This window comes from Salinicola endophyticus, assembly GCF_003206575.1.
Lineage (GTDB): Bacteria > Pseudomonadota > Gammaproteobacteria > Pseudomonadales > Halomonadaceae > Salinicola > Salinicola endophyticus.
The window spans coordinates 556,528-576,333 of the sequence record NZ_PZJO01000003.1; the positions used below are offsets into that span (position 1 = coordinate 556,528).

General features: G+C 68.3%; 18 protein-coding genes and 1 pseudogene. 10 read left to right on the forward strand and 9 right to left on the reverse strand.

Annotated features, from left to right (window positions below; all coding sequences use genetic code 11):
• The first annotated feature begins 32 nt into the window (after positions 1-32).
• The 5 genes from nuoJ (at position 33) to nuoN (ending at position 5,915) form a co-directional block, all read left to right on the forward strand.
• Positions 33-677 (forward strand): NADH-quinone oxidoreductase subunit J, encoded by a 645-nt coding sequence (gene nuoJ / locus DOM66_RS09045; protein WP_110689924.1) that lies wholly within the window; start codon positions 33-35, stop codon positions 675-677.
• Positions 674-982 (forward strand): NADH-quinone oxidoreductase subunit NuoK, encoded by a 309-nt coding sequence (gene nuoK / locus DOM66_RS09050; protein WP_035476129.1) that lies wholly within the window; start codon positions 674-676, stop codon positions 980-982. Before nuoJ ends, nuoK begins: the two co-directional genes overlap by 4 nt.
• The gene (nuoL, locus tag DOM66_RS09055; protein ID WP_110689925.1) at positions 979-2,844 is read left to right on the forward strand and encodes an NADH-quinone oxidoreductase subunit L; all 1,866 of its coding nucleotides are present in this window, start codon (positions 979-981) and stop codon (positions 2,842-2,844) included. The genes nuoK and nuoL overlap by 4 nt, the downstream gene beginning before the upstream one ends.
• A 90-nt stretch (positions 2,845-2,934) precedes the next feature.
• Complete coding sequence (gene nuoM, locus DOM66_RS09060; RefSeq protein WP_110689926.1) at positions 2,935-4,461, forward strand: NADH-quinone oxidoreductase subunit M; 1,527 nt, start codon at positions 2,935-2,937, stop codon at positions 4,459-4,461.
• A complete protein-coding gene (gene nuoN, locus DOM66_RS09065) occupies positions 4,458-5,915 on the forward strand; it encodes an NADH-quinone oxidoreductase subunit NuoN (RefSeq protein ID WP_245392402.1) in 1,458 nt (485 codons plus the stop codon). The genes nuoM and nuoN overlap by 4 nt, the downstream gene beginning before the upstream one ends.
• 298 nt (positions 5,916-6,213) lie before the next feature.
• Here the strand turns inward: nuoN and DOM66_RS09070 are convergent, their stop codons facing one another.
• A complete protein-coding gene (locus DOM66_RS09070; RefSeq protein ID WP_110674090.1) occupies positions 6,214-7,044 on the reverse strand; it encodes an endonuclease/exonuclease/phosphatase family protein in 831 nt (276 codons plus the stop codon).
• Positions 7,045-7,048: 4 nt separating this feature from the next.
• Complete coding sequence (locus DOM66_RS09075) at positions 7,049-7,687, reverse strand: thiol:disulfide interchange protein DsbA/DsbL (RefSeq protein ID WP_110674091.1); 639 nt, start codon at positions 7,685-7,687, stop codon at positions 7,049-7,051.
• A gap of 283 nt (positions 7,688-7,970) precedes the next feature.
• Between DOM66_RS09075 and yihA the strand changes: the two genes are divergently transcribed.
• Positions 7,971-8,591 carry a ribosome biogenesis GTP-binding protein YihA/YsxC gene (gene yihA, locus DOM66_RS09080; protein ID WP_110674092.1) on the forward strand — a complete coding sequence of 207 codons (621 nt, stop codon included), beginning with the start codon at positions 7,971-7,973 and terminating at the stop codon, positions 8,589-8,591.
• Between the two features lie 40 nt (positions 8,592-8,631).
• Here yihA and DOM66_RS09085 read toward each other — a convergent pair whose 3' ends face one another.
• The 7 genes and pseudogenes from DOM66_RS09085 to argH form a co-directional block, all read right to left on the reverse strand.
• Complete coding sequence (locus DOM66_RS09085; RefSeq protein ID WP_110689927.1) at positions 8,632-9,363, reverse strand: HAD family hydrolase; 732 nt, start codon at positions 9,361-9,363, stop codon at positions 8,632-8,634.
• Positions 9,364-9,368: 5 nt separating this feature from the next.
• Positions 9,369-10,271, reverse strand: a complete 903-nt coding sequence (locus DOM66_RS09090; protein ID WP_110689928.1) for a tyrosine recombinase XerC — start codon at positions 10,269-10,271, stop codon at positions 9,369-9,371.
• A complete protein-coding gene (locus tag DOM66_RS09095) occupies positions 10,255-10,995 on the reverse strand; it encodes a DUF484 family protein (RefSeq protein ID WP_110674095.1) in 741 nt (246 codons plus the stop codon). Before DOM66_RS09095 ends, DOM66_RS09090 begins: the two co-directional genes overlap by 17 nt.
• A gap of 130 nt (positions 10,996-11,125) precedes the next feature.
• Positions 11,126-11,959 (reverse strand): diaminopimelate epimerase, encoded by an 834-nt coding sequence (gene dapF / locus DOM66_RS09100; RefSeq protein ID WP_110674096.1) that lies wholly within the window; start codon positions 11,957-11,959, stop codon positions 11,126-11,128.
• Positions 11,959-13,221 (reverse strand): diaminopimelate decarboxylase, encoded by a 1,263-nt coding sequence (lysA, locus tag DOM66_RS09105; protein WP_110674097.1) that lies wholly within the window; start codon positions 13,219-13,221, stop codon positions 11,959-11,961. Before lysA ends, dapF begins: the two co-directional genes overlap by 1 nt.
• Before the next feature lie 125 nt (positions 13,222-13,346).
• Positions 13,347-13,451: pseudogene (gene lptM, locus DOM66_RS20115) on the reverse strand (LPS translocon maturation chaperone LptM); the annotation flags it as partial.
• On the reverse strand, positions 13,441-14,853 hold the full coding sequence (argH, locus tag DOM66_RS09115; protein ID WP_110689929.1) for an argininosuccinate lyase: 1,413 nt from the start codon (positions 14,851-14,853) through the stop codon (positions 13,441-13,443). The pseudogene lptM and the gene argH, both read right to left, overlap by 11 nt.
• A 280-nt stretch (positions 14,854-15,133) precedes the next feature.
• On the opposite strand from argH, the gene hemC reads away from it, so the two are divergent.
• The 4 genes from hemC to DOM66_RS09135 all read left to right on the forward strand — a co-directional run bounded on the left by hemC (position 15,134) and on the right by DOM66_RS09135 (position 19,750).
• Entirely contained in the window at positions 15,134-16,075 is a 942-nt protein-coding gene (gene hemC, locus DOM66_RS09120) for a hydroxymethylbilane synthase (protein WP_110674100.1), read from the forward strand.
• The gene (locus DOM66_RS09125) at positions 16,075-16,824 is read left to right on the forward strand and encodes a uroporphyrinogen-III synthase (RefSeq protein WP_110689930.1); all 750 of its coding nucleotides are present in this window, start codon (positions 16,075-16,077) and stop codon (positions 16,822-16,824) included. The genes hemC and DOM66_RS09125 overlap by 1 nt, the downstream gene beginning before the upstream one ends.
• Before the next feature lie 140 nt (positions 16,825-16,964).
• Positions 16,965-18,530 carry a uroporphyrinogen-III C-methyltransferase gene (locus DOM66_RS09130; protein ID WP_110689931.1) on the forward strand — a complete coding sequence of 522 codons (1,566 nt, stop codon included), beginning with the start codon at positions 16,965-16,967 and terminating at the stop codon, positions 18,528-18,530.
• On the forward strand, positions 18,527-19,750 hold the full coding sequence (locus DOM66_RS09135; protein WP_110674103.1) for a heme biosynthesis HemY N-terminal domain-containing protein: 1,224 nt from the start codon (positions 18,527-18,529) through the stop codon (positions 19,748-19,750). Before DOM66_RS09130 ends, DOM66_RS09135 begins: the two co-directional genes overlap by 4 nt.
• Positions 19,751-19,806 lie beyond the last annotated feature (56 nt).

The window sequence follows — 19,806 nt, forward strand, 5'->3', positions numbered from 1 at the left end:
AGTCGGGTAGCCAGTTTGTCGGGGAGAAAGTCATGCAACTCGCGTTTTACTTGAGCGGTCTGGTCGCGATACTGGCGACCCTGCGCGTGGTCACCGGGACCCATCCGGTACACGCGCTGCTCTATCTGATCGTGTCGCTGATCAGCGTGGCGATGGTGTTCTTCGCCCTCGGCGCCCCCTTCGCCGGGGCGCTCGAGATCATCGTCTATGCCGGCGCGATCATGGTGCTGTTCGTGTTCGTGGTGATGATGCTCAACCTGGGCGAGTCGGCGGTGGAGCAGGAGCGCGCCTGGCTCGCGCCCAGACTGTGGGTGGGGCCGGCGGTGCTCGCCGGGGTGCTACTGGTGGTGATGGTGGTGACCCTGGCACGTGGCGCCTATGACGGCACCATCAGCGGTGAGACGCTGACTGCCAAGATGGTCGGCATCACGCTGTTCGGCCCCTATCTGGTGGTGGTCGAGCTGGCGGCGATGCTGCTGCTGGCGGCGCTGGTGGCCGCCTCGCACCTGGGCCGCAGCGAGGCCCACGACGAGGCGGATCTGGCGCGCGAGCGCCAGCGTGAGCGGGCCGAGAAGATGGCGGCGGCCAACACGGCTTCCCACAACGCGGCGGCCAGCGCGCGGCCGAGCGCCGCGGCAGGCGACGAGACGGTGGATCGACAGGGGAGAGGGGCATGAGCGGCATACCCATGGAGCATGGTCTGCTACTGGCGGCGATTCTGTTCGTGCTGGGGCTGGCCGGATTGATGACGCGGCGTAACATGCTGTTCGTGCTGATGAGCCTGGAGATCATGATGAACGCCGCGGGGCTGGCGTTCATCGTCGGCGGTACCCACTGGCACCAGGCCGACGGCCAGGTGATGTTCCTGATGGTGATCACCCTGGCGGCGGCGGAAGCGAGCGTGGGGCTGGCGCTGCTGATGCAGCTCTACCGGCGCTTCAAGACTCTCGATATCGATGCGGCGAGCAGGTTGCGCGGATGAACCACTTCACAGACATATTGCTGACGGGCACCTTTCTCTTCCCGCTGCTGGGGGGCGTGATCCTGGCGCTCTCCTTCGGAAGCCTGAGCGAGCGCGCCAGCGCCACGGTCGGGGTGGTCTCGATCGGGCTCGCCGCGCTCTGCACCCTGGGGGTCGGTCTCGATTTCTACGACCACGGCCAGGCGGCGCACACGCTGACCCTGTGGCACTGGATCTCGGTGGACAATTTCCAGCCCACCGTGGGGCTGATGCTCGACGGCCTGTCGCTGACCATGCTCGGGGTGATCACCGGGGTCGGCTTCCTCATCCATCTGTTCGCCGCCTGGTACATGCGCGGCGAAGAGGGGGTGACGCGCTTCTTCTGCCACATGAACCTGTTCGTGTTCAGCATGATCCTGCTGGTGCTGGGCGACAACCTGCTGCTGCTCTACTTCGGCTGGGAGGGTGTGGGGCTGTGCAGCTATCTGCTGATCGGCTACTACTACCGCACTCCGGCCAACGGCTGGGCGGCGTTCAAGGCGTTCGTGATCACCCGTACCGGTGATGTCTTCCTCGCCATCGGCATGTTCCTGCTGTTCGTCCAGCTCGGTTCGCTCAACCTGCAGACGCTGCTGGCGCGGGCGCCGGAGCTGTGGGTCCAGGGCGACCCGATGGCGCAGCTGACGGCGCTGATGCTGCTCGGTGGCGCGGTGGGCAAGTCGGCCCAGCTACCGCTGCAGACCTGGCTCGCCGACGCCATGGCCGGCCCCACGCCGGTATCGGCGCTGATCCACGCGGCGACCATGGTCACCGCCGGGGTCTATCTGATCGCGCGCACCCATGGGTTGTTCGAGCTGGCCCCGGACGTGATGCTGCTGGTCGGCGTGATCGGGGCGCTGACACTGACGCTTGCCGGCTTCGCCGCCCTGGCGCAGACCGACATCAAACGCGTGCTCGCCTACTCGACCATGAGCCAGATCGGCTACATGTTCCTGGCGTTGGGCGTGGGCGCCTACAGCGCGGCGATCTTCCACCTGATGATTCACGCCTTCTTCAAGGCGCTGCTGTTCCTCTCCGCCGGCTCGGTGATCATCTGTACCCACCACGAGCAGGACATGCGCCGGCTCGGCGGGCTGTGGCGCAAGTTGCCGCTCACCTACGCCGGTTTCGTGGTGGGCGGGGCGGCGCTGGCGGCGCTGCCGCTGGTCTCCGCCGGCTTCTACAGCAAGGATGCGATCCTGGTCTCGGCGCTGGGCGCCGGACACTCGGTGCTGATGGCGGCGGGGGTGTTCGGTGCGCTGCTCACCTCGATCTACACCGTGCGCCTGATCCTCGGCACCTTCCACGGTCAGCCGAAGAGCGATCACGCCCGCGAGGCGCGCGCTGACAAGGGGCTGGTCCACGGTGTGCCGCTGGTGGTGCTGATCGTGCTGTCCACCGCGATCGGTGCCCAGATCACTCAGCCGCTGGGCAATGTGCTGCCGGCCGGTCCCAACACCGAGGGGGCCGGCGAACACATCCTCGAGCTGGTGGCCATGGCGGTGTCGGTCGGCGGCGTGCTGCTGGCGCTGTGGCTGTTCCGCCGCCGGCGCGATCTGATCCGGCGCGCGGTGGCCGATCGACGCGGCAACTGGCTGTGGCACTTCTGGCACGACGCCTGGGGATTCGATGCGCTCTACGACTGGCTGTTCGTGCGCCCTTATCGCGGCCTGGTACGGATCAACCGCGGCGACTGGATCAACTCGCTGTGCAATCTGCTGCCGTGGCTGGCGCGCCTCTCCCACGACGGACTGCGCCTGACCCAGACCGGACGGCTGCGCCACTACGCGGTATCGATGGTGCTCGGCGCCACGCTGCTGCTCGTCTATCTGCTGGTGGGGTGAGGCGATGCGCGTGCAGCAAGCAAGAGAGACGGGACGTTTGGCGGTGAACGCTCGAACGACGCTTTTCACATCATCGCGGGTGGCTGATTCATGATTCTGGTCTGGCTGATTCTGATCCCTTTCATCGGCGGGCTGCTGTGCTGGCAGGCCGAACGTTTCGGCGACCGGGCACCGCGCTGGATCGCCCTCGCTACCATGCTCCTGGAGCTGGTGATGGTGCTCGGGATCTGGGCGGGCAGCGACTTCTCGTTGCCCGCCCAGGGCGCTACCCACGCCTGGGTGCTGGAGTGGCAGGCGGACTGGATTCCACGCTTCGGTATCAAGCTGCACCTGGCGCTGGATGGGCTGTCGCTGCTGATGATCGCGCTGACCGGGCTGCTCGGGGCGATGGCGGTGGTCTGCTCGTGGAACGAGATCGTGCGCCGGGTCGGCTTCTTCCACCTCAACCTGCTGTGGATCCTCGGCGGGGTGGTCGGGGTCTTCCTCTCCATCGATCTGTTCCTGTTCTTCCTGTTCTGGGAAATGATGCTGGTGCCGATGTACTTCCTGATCGCGCTGTGGGGCCACAGCGGCTCCAAGGGGAGTTCGCGCATCGGGGCGGCGACCAAGTTCTTCATCTACACCCAGGCCAGCGGCCTGATGATGCTGATCGCGATCCTCGGGCTGGTGTTCGTCCACCATTCGGCGACCGGGGTCTACACCTTCGCCTACGGCGACCTGTTGAATACGCCGATGGACCCGCAGGTGGCGTGGTGGCTGATGCTCGGTTTCTTCGTTGCCTTCGCGGTCAAGCTGCCGGTGGTGCCGCTGCACGGCTGGCTGCCCGACGCCCACGCCCAGGCGCCGACCGCGGGCAGCGTCGACCTCGCTGGTATCCTGCTCAAGACGGCGGCCTACGGCATGCTGCGCTTCGCGCTGCCGCTGTTCCCCGAGGCGTCCCAGGCGTTCGCGCCGGTGGCGATGACGCTGGGGCTGATCGGGATCTTCTACGGTGCCATCCTGGCCTGCGGCCAGCAGGACCTGAAGCGCCTGATCGCCTACACCAGCATCTCCCACATGGGCTTCGTGCTGATCGGGATCTACGCCGGTACCGAGCTGGCACTGCAGGGCGTGGTTGCGCTGATGGTGGCCCACGCCTTCTCCGCCGCCGGTCTGTTCATTCTCTCCGGCCAGCTCTACGAGCGGCTGCACACCCGCGACATGCGTCAGATGGGGGGGCTCTGGGGGCGTATTCGCGGGCTGCCGGGCTTCGCCCTGGTGTTCGTGGCGGCCTCGCTGGGGCTGCCGGGCACCGCCAACTTCGTCGGCGAGTTCATGGTCATGTTCGGCAGCTTCGGCGTCGCTCCCTGGACCGTGGCGATCGCCAGCGTGGGGCTGGTCCTGGCCGCGGTCTACTCGCTGTTCATCATGCAGCGGGTCTACTATGGGCCACCCCAGGAGGAGAGCTCGCTGGGCGGGCTGGATCGACGTGAGCTGGCGCTGCTATTCGGGATCGTGGCGCTGGTGATCTTCTTCGGGGTCTATCCGCAGCCCATGCTGGAGACCTCGGCCGGGGCGATGCAGGTGGTACAGCAGAGCTTTCAGCAAGCCGGTGCGATGATGGGAGGTGCACAATGATGGCGGCGCTGATGGCGATCTCTCCGCTGATTCTGGTCTGTCTCACCGTCATCGTGGTGATGCTCTCGATCGCCTGGCGGCGACACCATGCGCTAAGCGCCGTCATCACTGCGGTTGGCCTCAACGCCGCGCTGCTGGCGCTGCTGTTCGGCTGGTCCCAGGGCACGGTGGCGGTCACCGATCTGCTGGTGGTCGACGACCTGGCGCGCTTCGGCGGTGTGCTGGTGCTGATATCGACGCTTGCCTGCGTGACCCTGGCGCACCACTATCTGGAGGGCTATGACGGGCCGCGGGACGAGTTCTACCTGCTGCTGACGAGCGCCGCCGCCGGGGGCCTGGTGCTGGTCTCGGCGCGCCACATGGCGACGCTGTTCTTCGGTATCGAGCTGTTGTCGATGCCGCTGTTCGGGATGCTCGCCTACACCCTGCGTGACCGCGGCGCGCTGGAGAGCGGCATCAAGTACATGGTGCTGTCGGCGGCGGCCACCGCCTTTTTGCTCTTCGGCATGGCGCTGCTCTATGCCATGACCGGGACCCTCGACTTCGACGCCCTGGGCCAGGCGCTGGCGACCCAGGGCAGCGATCCCTGGCTGCTGGCCGGGGCCGGGCTGCTGCTGGTGGGGCTGGCGTTCAAGCTGTCGATCGTACCGTTCCACCTGTGGACGCCGGACGTCTATCAGGGCGGGCCGGGGCCGGCGACCACCTTCCTCGCCACTGCGAGCAAGGTGGCGGTGTTCCTGGTCCTGCTGCGCCTGTTCCAGTCGGCGCTGGCGCTGCACGAGAACTGGTGGCACGACCTGCTCGGGGTCATCGCCGTGGTGACCATGCTGGTGGGCAACCTGCTGGCGCTGACCCAGAACGACCTCAAGCGGCTGCTCGGCTACTCCTCGATCGCCCACTTCGGCTATCTGCTGGTGGCGCTGGTGGTCAACGACGGCCTGGCGGTGGAGACAGTGGGGATCTACCTGGTGACCTATGTGATCACCACCCTGGGCGCCTTCGGCGTGGTCACGCTGGTCTCCAGCCCCTACACCCCCACCGGGGGGCCTGCCGACGCCAGCTCGCTGCACCACTACCGTGGCCTGTTCTGGCGCCGCCCCTACCTGACCGCGGTGATGACCGTGTCGATGCTGTCGCTGGCGGGGATCCCCTTCACCGCCGGTTTCATCGGCAAGTTCTACATCATTGCCGTGGGGGTGGAGGCGCATCGCTGGTGGCTGGTCGGCAGTGTGGTGCTGGGCAGCGCCATCGGGCTCTACTACTACCTGCGGGTGATGGTGACGCTGTTCCTGCACGAGCCGGGCATGCAGAGCCGCGACGCCACCCACGACTGGGCCGAACGCGCGGGGGGCATGGTGGTGCTCGGGGTGGCCACGCTGGTGATTCTGCTGGGACTCTACCCCACGCCGATGATCGACTGGGTCCACTGGGTCGCCGGCAACAGCGCCTATTGACGCCGCGAGCCGCCGTTTGCCCGCTCACTCAAGCGCCTCTTCGGAGGCGCTTTTGCGTGGTGCGTGGTGGGAGGTGGCTTGGGCGATGAGGGGCGTGCGCCTCATGGGCCCCACGGTGGGGGTGTCCGCAAGCGGGGTGAGGCGTCGAGAGGGTGATGTCTCTAGAGGGCCACGTATCGAGAGGGTCACACATCGACAGGGCCTGGCGTCGAGCGACCGGAGCCGTCGAGCAGGAGGGCTCGGCCCAACGCGGTGTGAGTCAGCCGGTCAAGCGTGATCGGGCTGCTCTGGTGCGTGCTCAGGCGGGGTCGTCGTGGCGCCGATCCTGGCGCCCCAGGCCGATGCTGACGCGGCAGGCGGCGGGCAGATGGACATCGACGGCGACCGGCAGGTGATCCGAGAACATCGCGTCGAGCACCCGCGAGCCTTCCGGCTTGAGCGAGGCCGACAGCAGGATATGATCGAGCGCGCGCCGCGGCTGCCAGGCGGGGTAGCTCGGCAGCGGCTTGAGCGGTTCGAGCTCGAGGGCTTGGCAGAAGCGGGTGTGGCTCTGCAACTGATCGGGGGTGCAGTTGAGATCGCCCATCACCACCACGTGGCGCAGCGGGCGGATGATCTCGCCGAGATAGTCGAGTTGACGCGCCTGCCCGCGCTGGCTCAGGGCGAGATGGGCGACGAACACATGCAGCGCGTCAGGGCCACTGCCGTAGCGCGCATGGATGGCACCGCGGCCGCGCATCCCGGGCAGGCGGTGCTCGTCGATCTGGTTGGGCGAGAGTCGCGAGAGCAGCCCGTTGCTGTGCTGGGCGACCCGGCCCAGATTGCGGTTGAGCTGCTGGAAGTGGTACTCGAAGGCCGAGCGCCGGGCCAGATACTCGACCTGATTGACGTGGCTGGAGCGGAAGCTGCCGCCGTCGACCTCCTGCAGGCCGACGATGTCGAAGCCGGCCAGCGCGCCGGCGACCCGGTCCAGGCGCGAGCTGCGCTTGGGATGCGGCAGCAGGTGCTGCCAGCTGCGGGTCAGATAGTGGTGGTAGGCCGAGGTGTGAATGCCGACCTGCAGATTGCAGGTCAGCAGCTTCAGCGTCGGCGCGATCTCGCTGGCGGGCGTCGAGGCGGCTACGGACATGGTGTCACTTGGCCTCCTGGCGCTCCTCGCGCACCTTCTCGATCAGCGCGCTGGCGATTTTCGGCATGTTCTCGAGCGAGCCTGCGGAGTCCGGGGTCACCACATAGTGGTTGTCGACGATCAGGTCGGGCACGCCCATCAACTGATACGAGCGCATCTTGGCCGCCGCCTGCTGGATCTGGCTCTTCACGCCGAAGGAGTCGAGCGCCTTGAGCGCCTGCTCCTTGGTCACCCCGTAGTGGGTGAAGAACTCGGCGATGTCATCCTCGTCGGTCAGGCGCTTGCCCTGCTTGTGGATCGCGTCCATGAAGTCCTGGCGCATCTCGTGCTCGATGCCCAGCGACTTGGCGGCGTAGAAGGCCTTGGCATGCTGTTCCCACACCCTGCCCAGCGGCGCCGCCATACGGTCGAACTCGACATCGTCGGGGAGGCTGGCGACCCACTCGTTGAGCGGCTTCTCGAGCGCGTAGCAGTGCGGGCAGCCGTACCAGAACACCTCGGTGACTTCGATCTTGTTCGCCGGTGCCTCGGACTTCATCGGTTGCTCGATGACCTGATAATCCTTGCCTTCGACGATGCCGGCGGCCATCACGGCGCCGGAGAAGGTGAGACCTGCCATTAGCGCCACAAGCGACTTGATCATGCGTGTACTGCTCCTGATGGATCGAAAACGGACGTCTCGACGCGGGATCGATTCGGCGGCGAGCCATGGGGTTTTGAGCGCCCGGGATGCCGGAGGTTCCCTGGGCGTCGCGGCCGACGTCTCCTCATGTCACTGAGGGTAGCCTGCCAGAATGACACGTGAAAGTAGAGGGGCATACCCGGGCAGACACCTGGCGTGCCTGCCGCTGGCGCAGCACTCGCCCGCCCAGCAGGGCGTGATACACTGCGCGCGACCGATCACGCCCGCCCGTAGAGCCCTTGCCATGACCTCGACGCCCCCGCGCCGCAACTACCAGACGGCCCGCTTTCTGATCAGCGCCCCCAAGCTGGCCCTGTGCCCGCCGGACGATGGTATCGAGATCGCCTTTGCCGGGCGCTCCAACGCCGGCAAGTCGAGCGCGATCAATGCGCTCACCCAGCAGAATGCGCTGGCGCGTACCTCCAAGACCCCGGGGCGGACCCAGTTGATCAACTTCTTCGGTCTGGAGAACGGTGACACCCTGCGCCTGGTGGACCTGCCCGGCTACGGCTACGCCAAGGTGCCCGAGGCGATGAAGAAGGAGTGGCAGTCGCACCTCGCCGACTATCTGCGAAGGCGCAGCGGCCTCGCCGGCCTGATTCTGCTGATGGACGTGCGCCACCCGCTGAGCGACTTCGACATCCAGCTGCTGGAGCTGGCCGATGCCCGCGAACTGCCGGTGCATATCCTGCTGACCAAGGCCGACAAGCTGAAGCAGGGGCCGGCGAAGGCCTCGCTGCAGCAGGTCAAGCGCCAGCTCGCCGAGTGGGAGGATCTGGTCAGCGTGCAGCTGTTCTCCGCGCTCAAGCGCCAGGGGCTCGACCAGACCTACGCGGTGATGGATCGCTGGCTGGCTGCACGCTGAGCCCCCGGCGCCCGCGGCACGAGGCTCTCCCCGCGACGCACTACTCGCCTCGATCGAGCCGGTCGACCACCGCCGGCAGCTCTCTGACATGGGTGATCCGCGTCACCCGCGGCGGTAGTTCGCGCTCTCCCTCCTGCTTGGCATCGATCCACACCGCGTGCATGCCCAGGCGCTGCGCCGCGAGCACGTCCTCCTGCCAGTGATCGCCCACGTGCAGCGCCCGGTGCGGCTGGGTGCCGAGACGCGCCATGGCGGTAAGAAACGGGCGGGTGTCGGGTTTGGGGGCATGCATTTCGCCGGCCAGGATGATCACGTCGAAGTAGTCGCCCAGCGCCAGGCGGCGCACGTCGACGTTGCCGTTGGTGACCACTCCCAGGCGGTAGCGCCGCGCCCAGGCCTCGAACATCGGCACCACTTCCGGGAAGGGCGTCACCGCGTGGCGCAGCTGCATGAAGCGCTCGAAGCCGGTGGCGGCCCAGCGCTGCGCCTCCGCCTCGGGCAGGCCGTGCTCGCGCAGCAGCTCGAGCATGGCGCGCTCGCGAATCCAGCTATGGTCGCCGCGGCTGAGCGGGAAGCGCTGCATCAGTTGCTGGCGCACCTGCTGGTAGGCCTCCAGCGGAAAGGTCTCGGCCAGGCGCCGGCCTTCCGCCTCCGGCCGGCCGTCGATCTGCTCGAGCAGCCAGGTGTAGTGGGTCGGTTCGGCATGGGCCATGACGGGCCCGTTGTGCCACAGGGTGTCGTCGAGATCGAAGGTGATGGCGTCGAGCGGCATGGCGATCAGGGTTCGTCGTGGGCAGCACCCGGCTTGCGCCGGGCCCGCGGGTGGGCTTGATCGTAGACCTCGGCGAGCTGCTGCCAGTCGAGGCGGGTATAGATCTGGGTCGTCGAAAGATTGGCATGGCCGAGCAGCTCCTGCACCGCGCGCAGGTCCTGGCTCGACTCGAGCAGGTGGCTGGCGAAGGAGTGGCGCAGGCGGTGCGGGTGCAGGTGTTCGGGCAGACCGCGGCGCTTGGCGCACTCGTCCAGGCGGCTCTGGATTGCGCGGTGGCCGATCCGGCCGCCGTGCTGAGCCACGAACAGCGCACGTTCGCCGTCGCCGGCGAGCGTGCTGCGCACCCCCAGCCAGTCGCGAATGGCCGCCGCCGCGCGCCGTCCCAGCGGCACCTGGCGCGGCTTGCCGCCCTTGCCCAGCACGCGGACATGGCGGGCGTCGAGGGCCTCCAGGTCGAGCCCTGCCAGCTCCGCCAGGCGCAGCCCGCAGGAGTAGAACAGCTCGAGCATGGCCTGATCGCGGATGGCCAGCGGTTCGCCGTCGTGGGGCGTGTCGAGGAAACGACCGAGCAGGTCGACATCGACCGGGCTGGGCAGATGGCGCGGCTGGCGCGGTGCCTGGGTCAGCTTGACCGGATTGTGGTCGAGCTCGCCCTGGCTGACCAGGAAGTCGGCGAAGCGCGACAGCGCCGCACGGCGCCGGGCCAGGGTGCGCGGCGCCAGGCCGCGGGTGCGCTCATGCGCCAGGTAACGCCGTATCAGGGCGACGTCGAGTGCCTGCCAGGTGGCAATGCCCTGGGTGTCGAGCCAGGCCGCGAGCTGAGCCACGTCGCGCCGATAGGCATCGAGCGTGGCCGGACTGGCGCGCCGGGCCAGGCGCGCCAGGAAGGCGTCAAGCGTCGCCTGCATGGGGGCGCTCGGCGCGCTTGAGCAGGCGGCTGACCACCTCGCCGAGATACTCGGTGAAGAGGGTGTCGAGGGTGGCCCGGAAGTGCTCGCTGTCGTGGCTGGCCAGGATCAGAAAGCCCAGCGTCTCGCCCTGGGTGAGCCGGGTGATGGCGCAGGAGCCGGCACCCTCGGGTGCCTTGCAGTGGGGCAGCAGATGCGCCCAGTCGGCCTGCGACAGCGTGGTGCAGCGGCTGCTCTGCTCGTTGAGCAGAAGTTCCAGGCGCTGGCGCGCCTCGGCGTCGAGACGAAAACGCGGCGGCTGCCACTGGCGCGTGTCTCGGGGCGTGGCGTGGCACGCTGGCGGAGCGTCCAGCCACAGCCCGATGGCCTGGGTGCGAAAGCGTTCGGCGAGCTGGGTCGACAGCGCCTCGGCCAGGGCGTCGGCGTCCTCGGCTTCGATCAGCCCCAGCACCAGTTCGCGGGTGCGCCGATACTGCGCCTCGTTGTAGCGCGCCGACTCGAGCAGGTTCTCCAGCCGCCACTCGGCGCTCTCGGCACGCTGGCGCAGATCGACCACCAGGCGTTCGAGCAGCGAGACGGCGCCGGGGATATGCGGGTGCGGCACCTTGAGTTGCTGCAGCAGCCCCTCGCGACCGACAAAGAAGTCGGTGTGCTGGGCCAGCCACTCGGCGACCCGATCGGGGTCGAGCGTCTGACGCGGCTCGGGGACCTGGACACGTGACATGCGGCTGTTCTCCTGTCGTCCCGGGTGAAGTCGTGGCAGGGCGCCCTGTGGGAGCGCCCGGTCTCACCGGTGGTTGTCCGATCGTTGTTATAGGGCCGGCAAGGTGGCCGGCGCACGGCGGCGGCCGGGTTCAGCTCAGCGGCACGCGCCCCTCGAAGACCCGCTCGGCCGGGCCGGTCATGATCATCGGGGTGTCGCCCCCGGCCCACTCCAGGGTCAGCCGCCCGCCGCGCAGGGTCACCTCGACCGGACTCGCGAGCACGCCGCGGCGGATACCGCAGGCCACCGCCGCGCAGGCACCGGTACCGCAGGCCAGGGTCTCGCCGGCGCCGCGCTCGTAGACGCGCAGGCGGATGGCGTGGGGCGATTCGATCTGCATGAAGCCGACATTGACCTGACGCGGGAAGCTCGGGTGGCGCTGCAGCGCCGGGCCGAGGGTCTCGACCGGGGCGCTGTCGACGTCTTCGACCTCGATCACCGCGTGCGGGTTGCCCATCGAGGCGACGCTCAGTGCCAGCGGCTGGCCGTCGACCTCGAGCGGGTGCAGCGGGACATCTTCCTCGGCGCTGAACGGCAGCGCCGCCGGGGCGAAGCGCGGCGCGCCCATATCCACCCGCACCCGGCCATCGGGGTCGACCTTGAGCGTCAGCGGGCCACCCAGGGTCTCGACGCGCAGCTCGCGCTTGTGAGTCAGGCGCTGATCGATCACGAAGCGCGCGAAGCAGCGCGCACCGTTGCCGCAGTTCTCCACTTCACCGCCATCGGCGTTGAAGATGCGATAGCGAAAATCCATGTCGGGTTGCCGCGGTGGCTCCACCAGCAGCAGCTGGTCGAAGCCGATCCCGAAGTGCCGGTCGGCGAGGCGGCGGATCTGCTCGTCGCGCAGGTAGGCGCGCTGACTGATCAGATCGACCACCATGAAGTCGTTGCCGAGGCCGTGCATCTTGGTGAAATTCAACAGCATCAAGACGTCTCCGGCAGCCGCGACTCGAGGGCCCACAGCGACGCGAGCGACTCCCGCTGGCGCACCAGATGGCAGGTCTCGCCATCCACCAGCACCTCCGGCGGGCGGCCGCGGCTGTTGTAGTTCGAGGCCATGACGAAACCATAGGCGCCAGCGGCGTGCACCACCAGCAGATCGCCCTCGGCCACGGCGAGTTCGCGCGCCTTGCCCAGGAAGTCGCCGCTTTCGCATACCGGGCCGACCACGTCGTAGCAGGCGCTAGGGCGCGGGGCGCGGGTATCGACCGCCTCGATGCGCTGCCACGCCTGATAGAGCGAGGGACGGATCATGTCGTTCATGCCGGCGTCGACGATGGCGAAGTTCTTGCTTTCGCCCGGCTTGAGGTACTCGATCCGGGTCAGCAGCACGCCGGCGTTGGCGGCGATCGAGCGGCCCGGTTCGAAGATCAGGGTCAGCTCGCGTCCGGCCAGCCGCTCGCGCACGGCGGCTACCAGCGCCTGGGCCGGCGGCGGCGTCTCGTCCTGATAGACCACGCCGAGGCCGCCACCCAGATCGAGATGCTCGAGGGTGATGCCGCGCTCGGCGAGGCGATCGACCAGTGCGAGCAAGCGGTCGAGGGCATCCAGGAAGGGCGCCAGCTCGGTGAGCTGGGAGCCGATATGGCAGTCCAGCCCCACCACCCTGAGATGGTCGCGCCCGGCCGCCCAGGTATAGAGATCGAGCACCTCGTCGGCGGCGACGCCGAACTTGTTGTCCTTGAGACCGGTGGAGATATAGGGGTGAGTGCCGGCGTCGACGTCCGGATTGACCCGGATCGAGACGTTGGCCACCTGGCCGCGTTCGGCGGCGACACGTTCGAGGCGCTCGAGTTCGGGGCGCGACTCGACGTTGAAGCACTTGATGCCGACCTCCAGCGCCCGTGCCATCTCGTCGGCCTGCTTGGCGACCCCGGAGAAGACCACCTTGGCCGGGTCGCCGCCGGCGGCCAGTACCCGCTCCAGTTCACCCTGGGAGACGATGTCGAATCCGGCGCCGAGGCGCGCCAGCAGGTCGATCACCGCCAGGTTGGAGTTGGTCTTCAGCGCGTAGCAGACCAGATGTGGCATATCGCCCAGGGCATCGCTGTAGGCGCGGAACTGCTGCGTCAGCGCGGCGCGCGAGTAGACGTAGCAGGGCGTGCCGTAGTCGGCGGCGATCTGCGCCAGGGGGACCGATTCGGCGTGCAGCACGCCGTCATGCCGGGGGAAGGCTTCGAACGTCACGGCTGTGCCTCCGCCTGGGGTGTCTGGGACGGATGCTGAGGCTGGGCCTGCGCGGTGTCACCCTGCCGTGCGGGCTCGCCCTGCTGGGCGTCGTCGTGGGTGCCCTGGGGATCGTAGGTCTTGGCCGCCTGGTTGTCCTCGGGCAGATAGAGCGGGCCTTTCTGGCCGCAGCCGGCCACCGCCAGCCCGGTCAGGGCGAGCAGGGCGACGAGAAGCAGATTACGCGACATGCTGGGCCTCCTGAAGCGCGTCGAGGGCCGTGCGGGCGCGGCTGGCCGCGGCGCGCACCTGATCCGGAGCGGTACCGCCGATATGGTTGCGCGCCGCCACCGAGCCTTCCAGGGTCAGCACCTCGAAGACGTCTGCGCCGATGGTGGTGGAGAAGCGCTGGAGCTCGTCGAGGGACATCTCGGAGAGATCCTTGCCCGACTCGATGCCGTAGGCCACCGCCTTGCCGACGATCTCGTGGGCATCGCGGAAGGCCACCCCGGCGCGTACCAGGTAGTCGGCCAGGTCGGTGGCGGTGGAGAAGCCGCGGCGCGCCGCTTCGAGCATGTTGGCGCGCTTGGCGCGCAGCGCCGGCGCCATGTCGGCGAAGGCGCGCAGGCAGCCCTTGACCGTGTCGAGGGTGTCGAACAGCGGCTCCTTGTCCTCCTGATTGTCCTTGTTGTAGGCCAGCGGCTGCGACTTCATCAGCGTCAGCAGGCTCATCAGGTGGCCATAGACGCGGCCGGTCTTGCCGCGCACCAGCTCGGGCACGTCCGGGTTCTTCTTCTGCGGCATGATCGAGGAGCCGGTGCAGAAGCGGTCGGGAAGATCGACGAAGTCGAACTGGGCGCTGGCCCACAGCACCATCTCTTCGCTCATGCGCGACATGTGCATCAGCAGGATGCTGGCGAAGGCGGTGAACTCGATCGCGAAGTCGCGATCGCTGACCGCGTCCAGCGAGTTCTCCGCCGGGCGCTCGAAGCCGAGCAGCTCGGCGGTGACGTGGCGGTCGATCGGGTAGGTGGTGCCGGCCAGGGCCGCGGCACCCAGCGGCAGCACGTTGACCCGCTTGCGGCAGTCGTAGAGACGCTCGTGGTCGCGGGCGAGCATCTCCTGCCACGCCAGCAGGTGGTGGCCGAAGGTCACCGGCTGCGCGGTCTGCAGGTGGGTGAAGCCGGGCATGATGGTGTCGGCTTCGGCTTCGGCGAGTTCGATCAGGCCGCGTCGCAGGCGCGCCAGCTCCGCCGCCACGGCGTCGATCTCGTCGCGCAGGTAGAGGCGGATGTCGGTGGCGATCTGGTCGTTGCGCGAGCGTCCGGTGTGCAGCTTCTTGCCGGTAATGCCGATCTTGTCGGTGAGCCGCGCTTCCACGTTCATGTGGATATCTTCCAGGTCGACCGACCACTCGATCTCGCCGCGCTCGATCTCGGCTTCGATCTCGCCCAGGCCCTGAATGATGCGATCACGCTCCGCCTCGGTCAGCACGCCGACCCGTGCCAGCATGGTGGCATGGGCCACGGAGCCGCGGATGTCGTGATGGTAGAGCCGCTTGTCGAAGGAGATCGAAGCGGTGAAGGCGGCGACGAATGCGTCGGTGGGCTCGCTGAAACGTCCGCCCCAGGATTGGTTGGTTGCCTGCGTCATCGAATACGAACTCTGCCTAGGTTGACCGGGTATGGGTGCCGGGTGGCCGGGTGTGATCGCGGGTCGCGCATGGCGCGCGCGGGCCGGCGAAACGCTGTCTGGAGTGTACCAGAGTCGTGGCCGCGTGGGACGGGGGCGAGCGCCGCCGGGGCCAGGTCGAGGGGGCGTGATTTTTCCTGGCAGGGTGACTGCTTTATCATGCCTACAAGGTTCGTGCCGACGAACGTACACCCCGCGGCGGGTGGTCTTTGCCCCCGCGCCCCAGACTTCGGAGACCCGCGTGCTCGACGCTAACAGATTGAGAATCGCCACCCGCAAGAGTGCGCTGGCGCTATGGCAGGCCGAACACGTCAAGGCGCTGCTGGCGCAGCAGCACCCGCATCTGGAGATCGAACTGGTGCCGCTCTCCACGCGCGGCGACAAGATCCTCGACACGCCGCTGGCCAAGATCGGCGGCAAGGCGCTGTTCGTCAAGGAGCTGGAGGAGGCGATGCTCGATGGCCGCGCCGATCTCGCCGTGCACTCGATGAAGGATGTGCCGATGCACTTCCCCGACGGCCTGGGGCTGTCGGTGATTCTCGAAAGCGGGGCGCCGACCGACGCCTTCGTCTCCAACACCTACGCTAGTGTCGATGCCCTGCCCCAGGGGGCCCGGGTCGGCACCTCCAGCCTGCGCCGCGGGCTGCAGGTGGCCGCGCGGCGCCCGGATCTGGAGGTGCTGCCGCTGCGTGGCAATGTCCAGACCCGCCTGGGCAAGCTCGATGCCGGTGATTTCGAGGCGATCATTCTGGCCACCGCCGGGCTCCAGCGTCTGCAGCTGGGTGAGCGGATCACCGCCGAACTGTCGCCGGAGGAGAGCCTGCCCGCCTGCGGCCAGGGCGCACTGGGCATCGAATGCCGCCATGACGATGCCGATCTGGTGGCGCTGCTGGCGACCCTGGATCACGGCCCCACGGCGACCCGGGTGCGCGCCGAGCGCGCCATGAACACGCGTCTCGATGGTGGTTGCCAGGTGCCGATCGGCGGCTATGCGGTACTCGAGAACGATGGCGACACCCTGTGGCTGCGTGGGCTCGTCGGGCATCCGGATGGCTCCCAGGTGCTGCGCGCCGAGGGGCGCGGCTCGGCGATGGAGCCGGAGGCGCTGGGTATCCGCATTGCCGAGTCGCTGCTGGAGCAGGGCGCTGGCGATATTCTGGCCGAGGTCTACGGGAGCGCCTGATGGCTGCCCGGGTCCTGATCACGCGCCCCGGCGAGCGTGGCGCGGTGCTGGCCCAGGCCCTGCGCGCGGCCGGCTGCGAGCCGGTGGCGCTCGAGGTGCTGGCGTTCGAGCCACTGCCGCTGGCCCATGCCGCGCGCGCGCTGGTGCTCGATCTCGACGCTTTTCAGGGCATCATCGTGGTGAGTCCGCAGGCGGCCGTATCTCTGGCCGAGGCGATTGCGTCATACTGGCCGCAGCTACCCCAGCGGCTACGCTTCTATGCAGTGGGGCAGGCTACGGCGGCAACCCTGCATCAGGAGCTTGGGGTGCCCTGCGTGCTGCCCCCGGCGGGGGCCGGCGAGCATAGCGAGGGGTTGCTCGATACGCCGTCGCTGCGGGCGGTGGCGGGCAAGCGACTGCTGCTGGCCCGCGGTGAGGGCGGTCGCGAGGTGCTGGCCGAGCAGTTGACGGCGCGCGGCGCGATGCTCGACACGCTGACGCTCTACCGCCGCTGCTACCGCCCGCCGGCGCCCCCGGCGGCGACCTGGCTGGCCCAGGGCGACTATGCGGCGCTGGTGGTGACCAGCGGGGAAATATTGCAACATCTGGCCACCGGGTGTGGCCCGATAGCGTTGAACCAACCGCTAATCGTCTCGAGTGGACGGTTGGCTACACTGGCGAGACAGCTGGGATTCGGCTCGCTTCACGTGGCGTCCGGGCCTACGCCGGAGGCGCTGGCTGCGGCGGTGACTGCGCTGCGCGCGAGCTGATCTCGCGTGTTCGGTGGGGCCGGCCTTCCGGCCCGCCGCCCAGGGCCGGTTCGATCCTGCTCCGATGGCACCGTCGCCAACCCGACGCGCCGTCCGGGCGCCACCTTCGATCAGGGTGATCACGAGTAAAGGCAGCGTAGATGAGCAAGCAACGAAACGATCAACAACCGCAGTCGGCCACCGCTTCCGGCAATCAGGCCGACGGCGACGCTCGGAAAGCCGAGCAGGACAAGACCGCTTCGTCGACTGCCGCGTCGACACCCGAGACCACCAGCGCTGCCGATACCGCCGAGCGTACCGATCCGGTCAAGCCGGACGTGACCCGGCCGGATGCCAGCGGCGAACCCAGCACCTCCCGCACCAGTGGCAAGGCCGCCAGCGCCGCCAAGAACGAGACGGCTCCTGCCGGCGATGGCCAGGCCGACACGACCCAGAACGCGGGTGCCAAGACTGCCGGCGCCAAGAGTGATGGCCCCAAGACCGCTGGCGCCGGTAGCCAAGGCAGTGGTGGCAAGCGCGACGCCGCCAAGAGCCAGGACAAGGCGAGCGCCAGGTCGGCCAAGTCCAGCGGGCCGCTGTCGCGTGACGGCGGCGGTGCACCGCCATCGGGTGCCAAGCCCGTCGGCAGTGGCGGTAGCAGCGGTGGCGGGAAGGGCGGCAAGCTCGGACTGCTGGCGCTGATCCTGGTCATCGTGCTGGCGGTCGCGGTGGCGGCCATCGGCTACCGCGGCTGGCAACTGCTGCAGCAACAGCAGCAGAAGCTGGATCAGGTCCAGTCCAACCGCGGCGCCATCGACGATCTGCGCTCGCGCGTCGGCGACCTCGACCAGAACCGCCAGCAGTCGCTGAAGATGATGCGCGGCGAGTTCGATCAGTATCGCCAGAGCCTCGACAAGACGCTGGACAAGGTGCTCGCGGAGCTGGCCAAGCAGCAGCAGGCCGACCCGCGCGAGTGGCTCCACGCCGAAGCCGAATATCTGCTGCGGCTGGCCAATCAGCGGCTGCAGCTGGAGCGCGACGTGCCCGGCGCCAAGGCGCTGCTCAACGCCGCCGATGCGCGCCTGCGCGATGCCGACAACCCGGCGCTGGTACCGATCCGCCGCGCGATCCAGTCGGAGCTGGCGGCGCTCGACTCGGTGCCGGTGATCGACCGCACCGGCATCTACCTGGCGCTGATGGCGCAGCAGGAGCAGCTGGCACGCCTGCCGCTGAAGCAGGACATCGAGCAGATCGCCGCCGGCAAGGGCGACGCCCAGCCCAGCGGTGGCTGGCGCGATCAGCTCGCCACTCTGGGGCGTGAGCTCAAGGATCTGGTCACCGTGCGTCGCCACGACCAGCCGCTGGAGGCGCTGATCACCCCGGAGCAGGAGTCCTACCTGCGCCAGAACGTGCGCATGCTGCTGGAACAGGCGCAGCTGGCGCTGCTCAAGGCCGAGCCCAAGCTCTACCAGGCCAGCCTGGGCAAGGCGATCGAACTGATCAAGGGCTACTACGACACCGACAATCAGGGTGTCGAGAATGCCCTCGACAAGCTCTCTTCGCTGCGTGACGAGAACGTGCGTCCGGAGCTGCCGGACATCAGCCAGTCGTCGCAGCTGCTCAAGCAGTTCATCGAGAAGCGCTTCGGTAACGGCACGGGTAGCGGTAACGCGAACGGTGGCGGTCAGGCGACGCAGAACGGATCGGCACAGGGAGAGGGCGCATGAGAAAGCTGATCCTGCTGATCGTCTTCGGTCTGGCGGTCGGCGCGCTGTTCGGGCAGCTGATGCAGTCGCTGCCGGGGTACTGGTTCGTCCGCGTCGGTGACACCTCGATCCAGACCTCATTCTGGTTCGGTTGCGTGCTGCTGCTGATCGCCTTCCTGGTGCTGCACTTCGGCCTGCGCGCGCTGATGCGCCTGCGCCGGCCGATGAGCCGGCTCAAGGTGTGGAACAGCCGCACTCGCCACCGCACCGCCATGAAGCGCACCGTGCGTGGCCTGGTGGCGCTGGCCGAGGGGCGCTGGAAGCGTGCCGAAAAGGCCTTGACCAAGGCCGCCGATGACTCCGGCACGCCGCTGGTCAACTATCTCTCGGCAGCCCTGGCGGCGCACTATCAGGGCCGCTACGAGCAGGCCGACGTGCTGCTCAAGCGCGCCCACCACAGCACCGAGGGCGCCGATACCGCGGTCGGCCTGGTGCAGGCGCAACTGATGCTCGACCGGCAGCAGTTCGAGGAGGCGCTGGCCACTCTGACCCGTCTCGAGCAGCAGCTACCGGAGCATCCGCAGGTGCTCAAGCTGCTCAAGCAGGCCTATCTCAGCGTCAACGACTGGGACGGCCTGCGCCGGCTGCTGCCGCGGCTCGACAAGCATCACCTGATCACCGACGACGAGCGCCGCGAACTCGAGCAGCGCGCCAATCGCGAGCTGCTGATCCACGCTGCCCAGCAGGAGGGCAATCTGCAGCGGGTGCGCTCGCTATGGGCGGACATGCCCGATGCACTGCGCAGCGACGTCGAGCTGGTCCTGCTCTACAGCGATGCGCTGATCAAGGGCGGCGAGGAGGGCGACGCCGAGCGCCTGCTGCGCAACGCCCTGAAAGAGCACTGGGACACGCGTCTGGTACTGCGCTACGGCCTGCTCAATGTCGATGCCGCGCGCCAGCTGGCGTATGCCGAGAAGTGGCTGCAGGAGCGGCCCAACGACCCCGATCTGCTGCTCACCCTGGGCCGGCTGTCGCTGCGCAACGCCTACTGGGGCAAGGCGCAGGAGTACTTCGAGGCGAGCCAGCGCCAGCGCCCGAGCGGGGTGGTGTGTGCGGAGCTGGCGCGGCTGTATGCCAACCTCGGTGACCACAGCAAGAGCCAGCTCTACTATCGGCAGAGCGTCACGCTGCTGGACAAGTCGCTGCCGGCGCTGCCGCAGCCCAGCGACGTGACGCGCTGATCCCGGTCACCGATTGCTCTCCTGGGCGCCCGTGGGCGCCCTTTTTTATCGCCGCG

What these genes read in the sequence shown, in the direction of transcription:
- DOM66_RS09075 (WP_110674091.1), bottom strand. Translation starts at nt 7,687, where the DNA reads ATGATCAAGTCGCTTGTGGCGCTAATGGCAGGTCTCACCTTCTCCGGC.
- DOM66_RS09090 (WP_110689928.1), bottom strand. Translation starts at nt 10,271, where the DNA reads ATGCAGGCGACGCTTGACGCCTTCCTGGCGCGCCTGGCCCGGCGCGCC.
- nuoK (WP_035476129.1), top strand. Translation starts at nt 674, where the DNA reads ATGAGCGGCATACCCATGGAGCATGGTCTGCTACTGGCGGCGATTCTG.
- DOM66_RS09095 (WP_110674095.1), bottom strand. Translation starts at nt 10,995, where the DNA reads ATGTCACGTGTCCAGGTCCCCGAGCCGCGTCAGACGCTCGACCCCGAT.
- DOM66_RS09135 (WP_110674103.1), top strand. Translation starts at nt 18,527, where the DNA reads ATGAGAAAGCTGATCCTGCTGATCGTCTTCGGTCTGGCGGTCGGCGCG.
- dapF (WP_110674096.1), bottom strand. Translation starts at nt 11,959, where the DNA reads ATGCTGTTGAATTTCACCAAGATGCACGGCCTCGGCAACGACTTCATG.
- argH (WP_110689929.1), bottom strand. Translation starts at nt 14,853, where the DNA reads ATGACGCAGGCAACCAACCAATCCTGGGGCGGACGTTTCAGCGAGCCC.
- nuoL (WP_110689925.1), top strand. Translation starts at nt 979, where the DNA reads ATGAACCACTTCACAGACATATTGCTGACGGGCACCTTTCTCTTCCCG.
- DOM66_RS09130 (WP_110689931.1), top strand. Translation starts at nt 16,965, where the DNA reads ATGAGCAAGCAACGAAACGATCAACAACCGCAGTCGGCCACCGCTTCC.
- DOM66_RS09070 (WP_110674090.1), bottom strand. Translation starts at nt 7,044, where the DNA reads ATGTCCGTAGCCGCCTCGACGCCCGCCAGCGAGATCGCGCCGACGCTG.
- yihA (WP_110674092.1), top strand. Translation starts at nt 7,971, where the DNA reads ATGACCTCGACGCCCCCGCGCCGCAACTACCAGACGGCCCGCTTTCTG.
- DOM66_RS09085 (WP_110689927.1), bottom strand. Translation starts at nt 9,363, where the DNA reads ATGCCGCTCGACGCCATCACCTTCGATCTCGACGACACCCTGTGGCAC.
- nuoN (WP_245392402.1), top strand. Translation starts at nt 4,458, where the DNA reads ATGATGGCGGCGCTGATGGCGATCTCTCCGCTGATTCTGGTCTGTCTC.
- nuoM (WP_110689926.1), top strand. Translation starts at nt 2,935, where the DNA reads ATGATTCTGGTCTGGCTGATTCTGATCCCTTTCATCGGCGGGCTGCTG.
- DOM66_RS09125 (WP_110689930.1), top strand. Translation starts at nt 16,075, where the DNA reads ATGGCTGCCCGGGTCCTGATCACGCGCCCCGGCGAGCGTGGCGCGGTG.
- nuoJ (WP_110689924.1), top strand. Translation starts at nt 33, where the DNA reads ATGCAACTCGCGTTTTACTTGAGCGGTCTGGTCGCGATACTGGCGACC.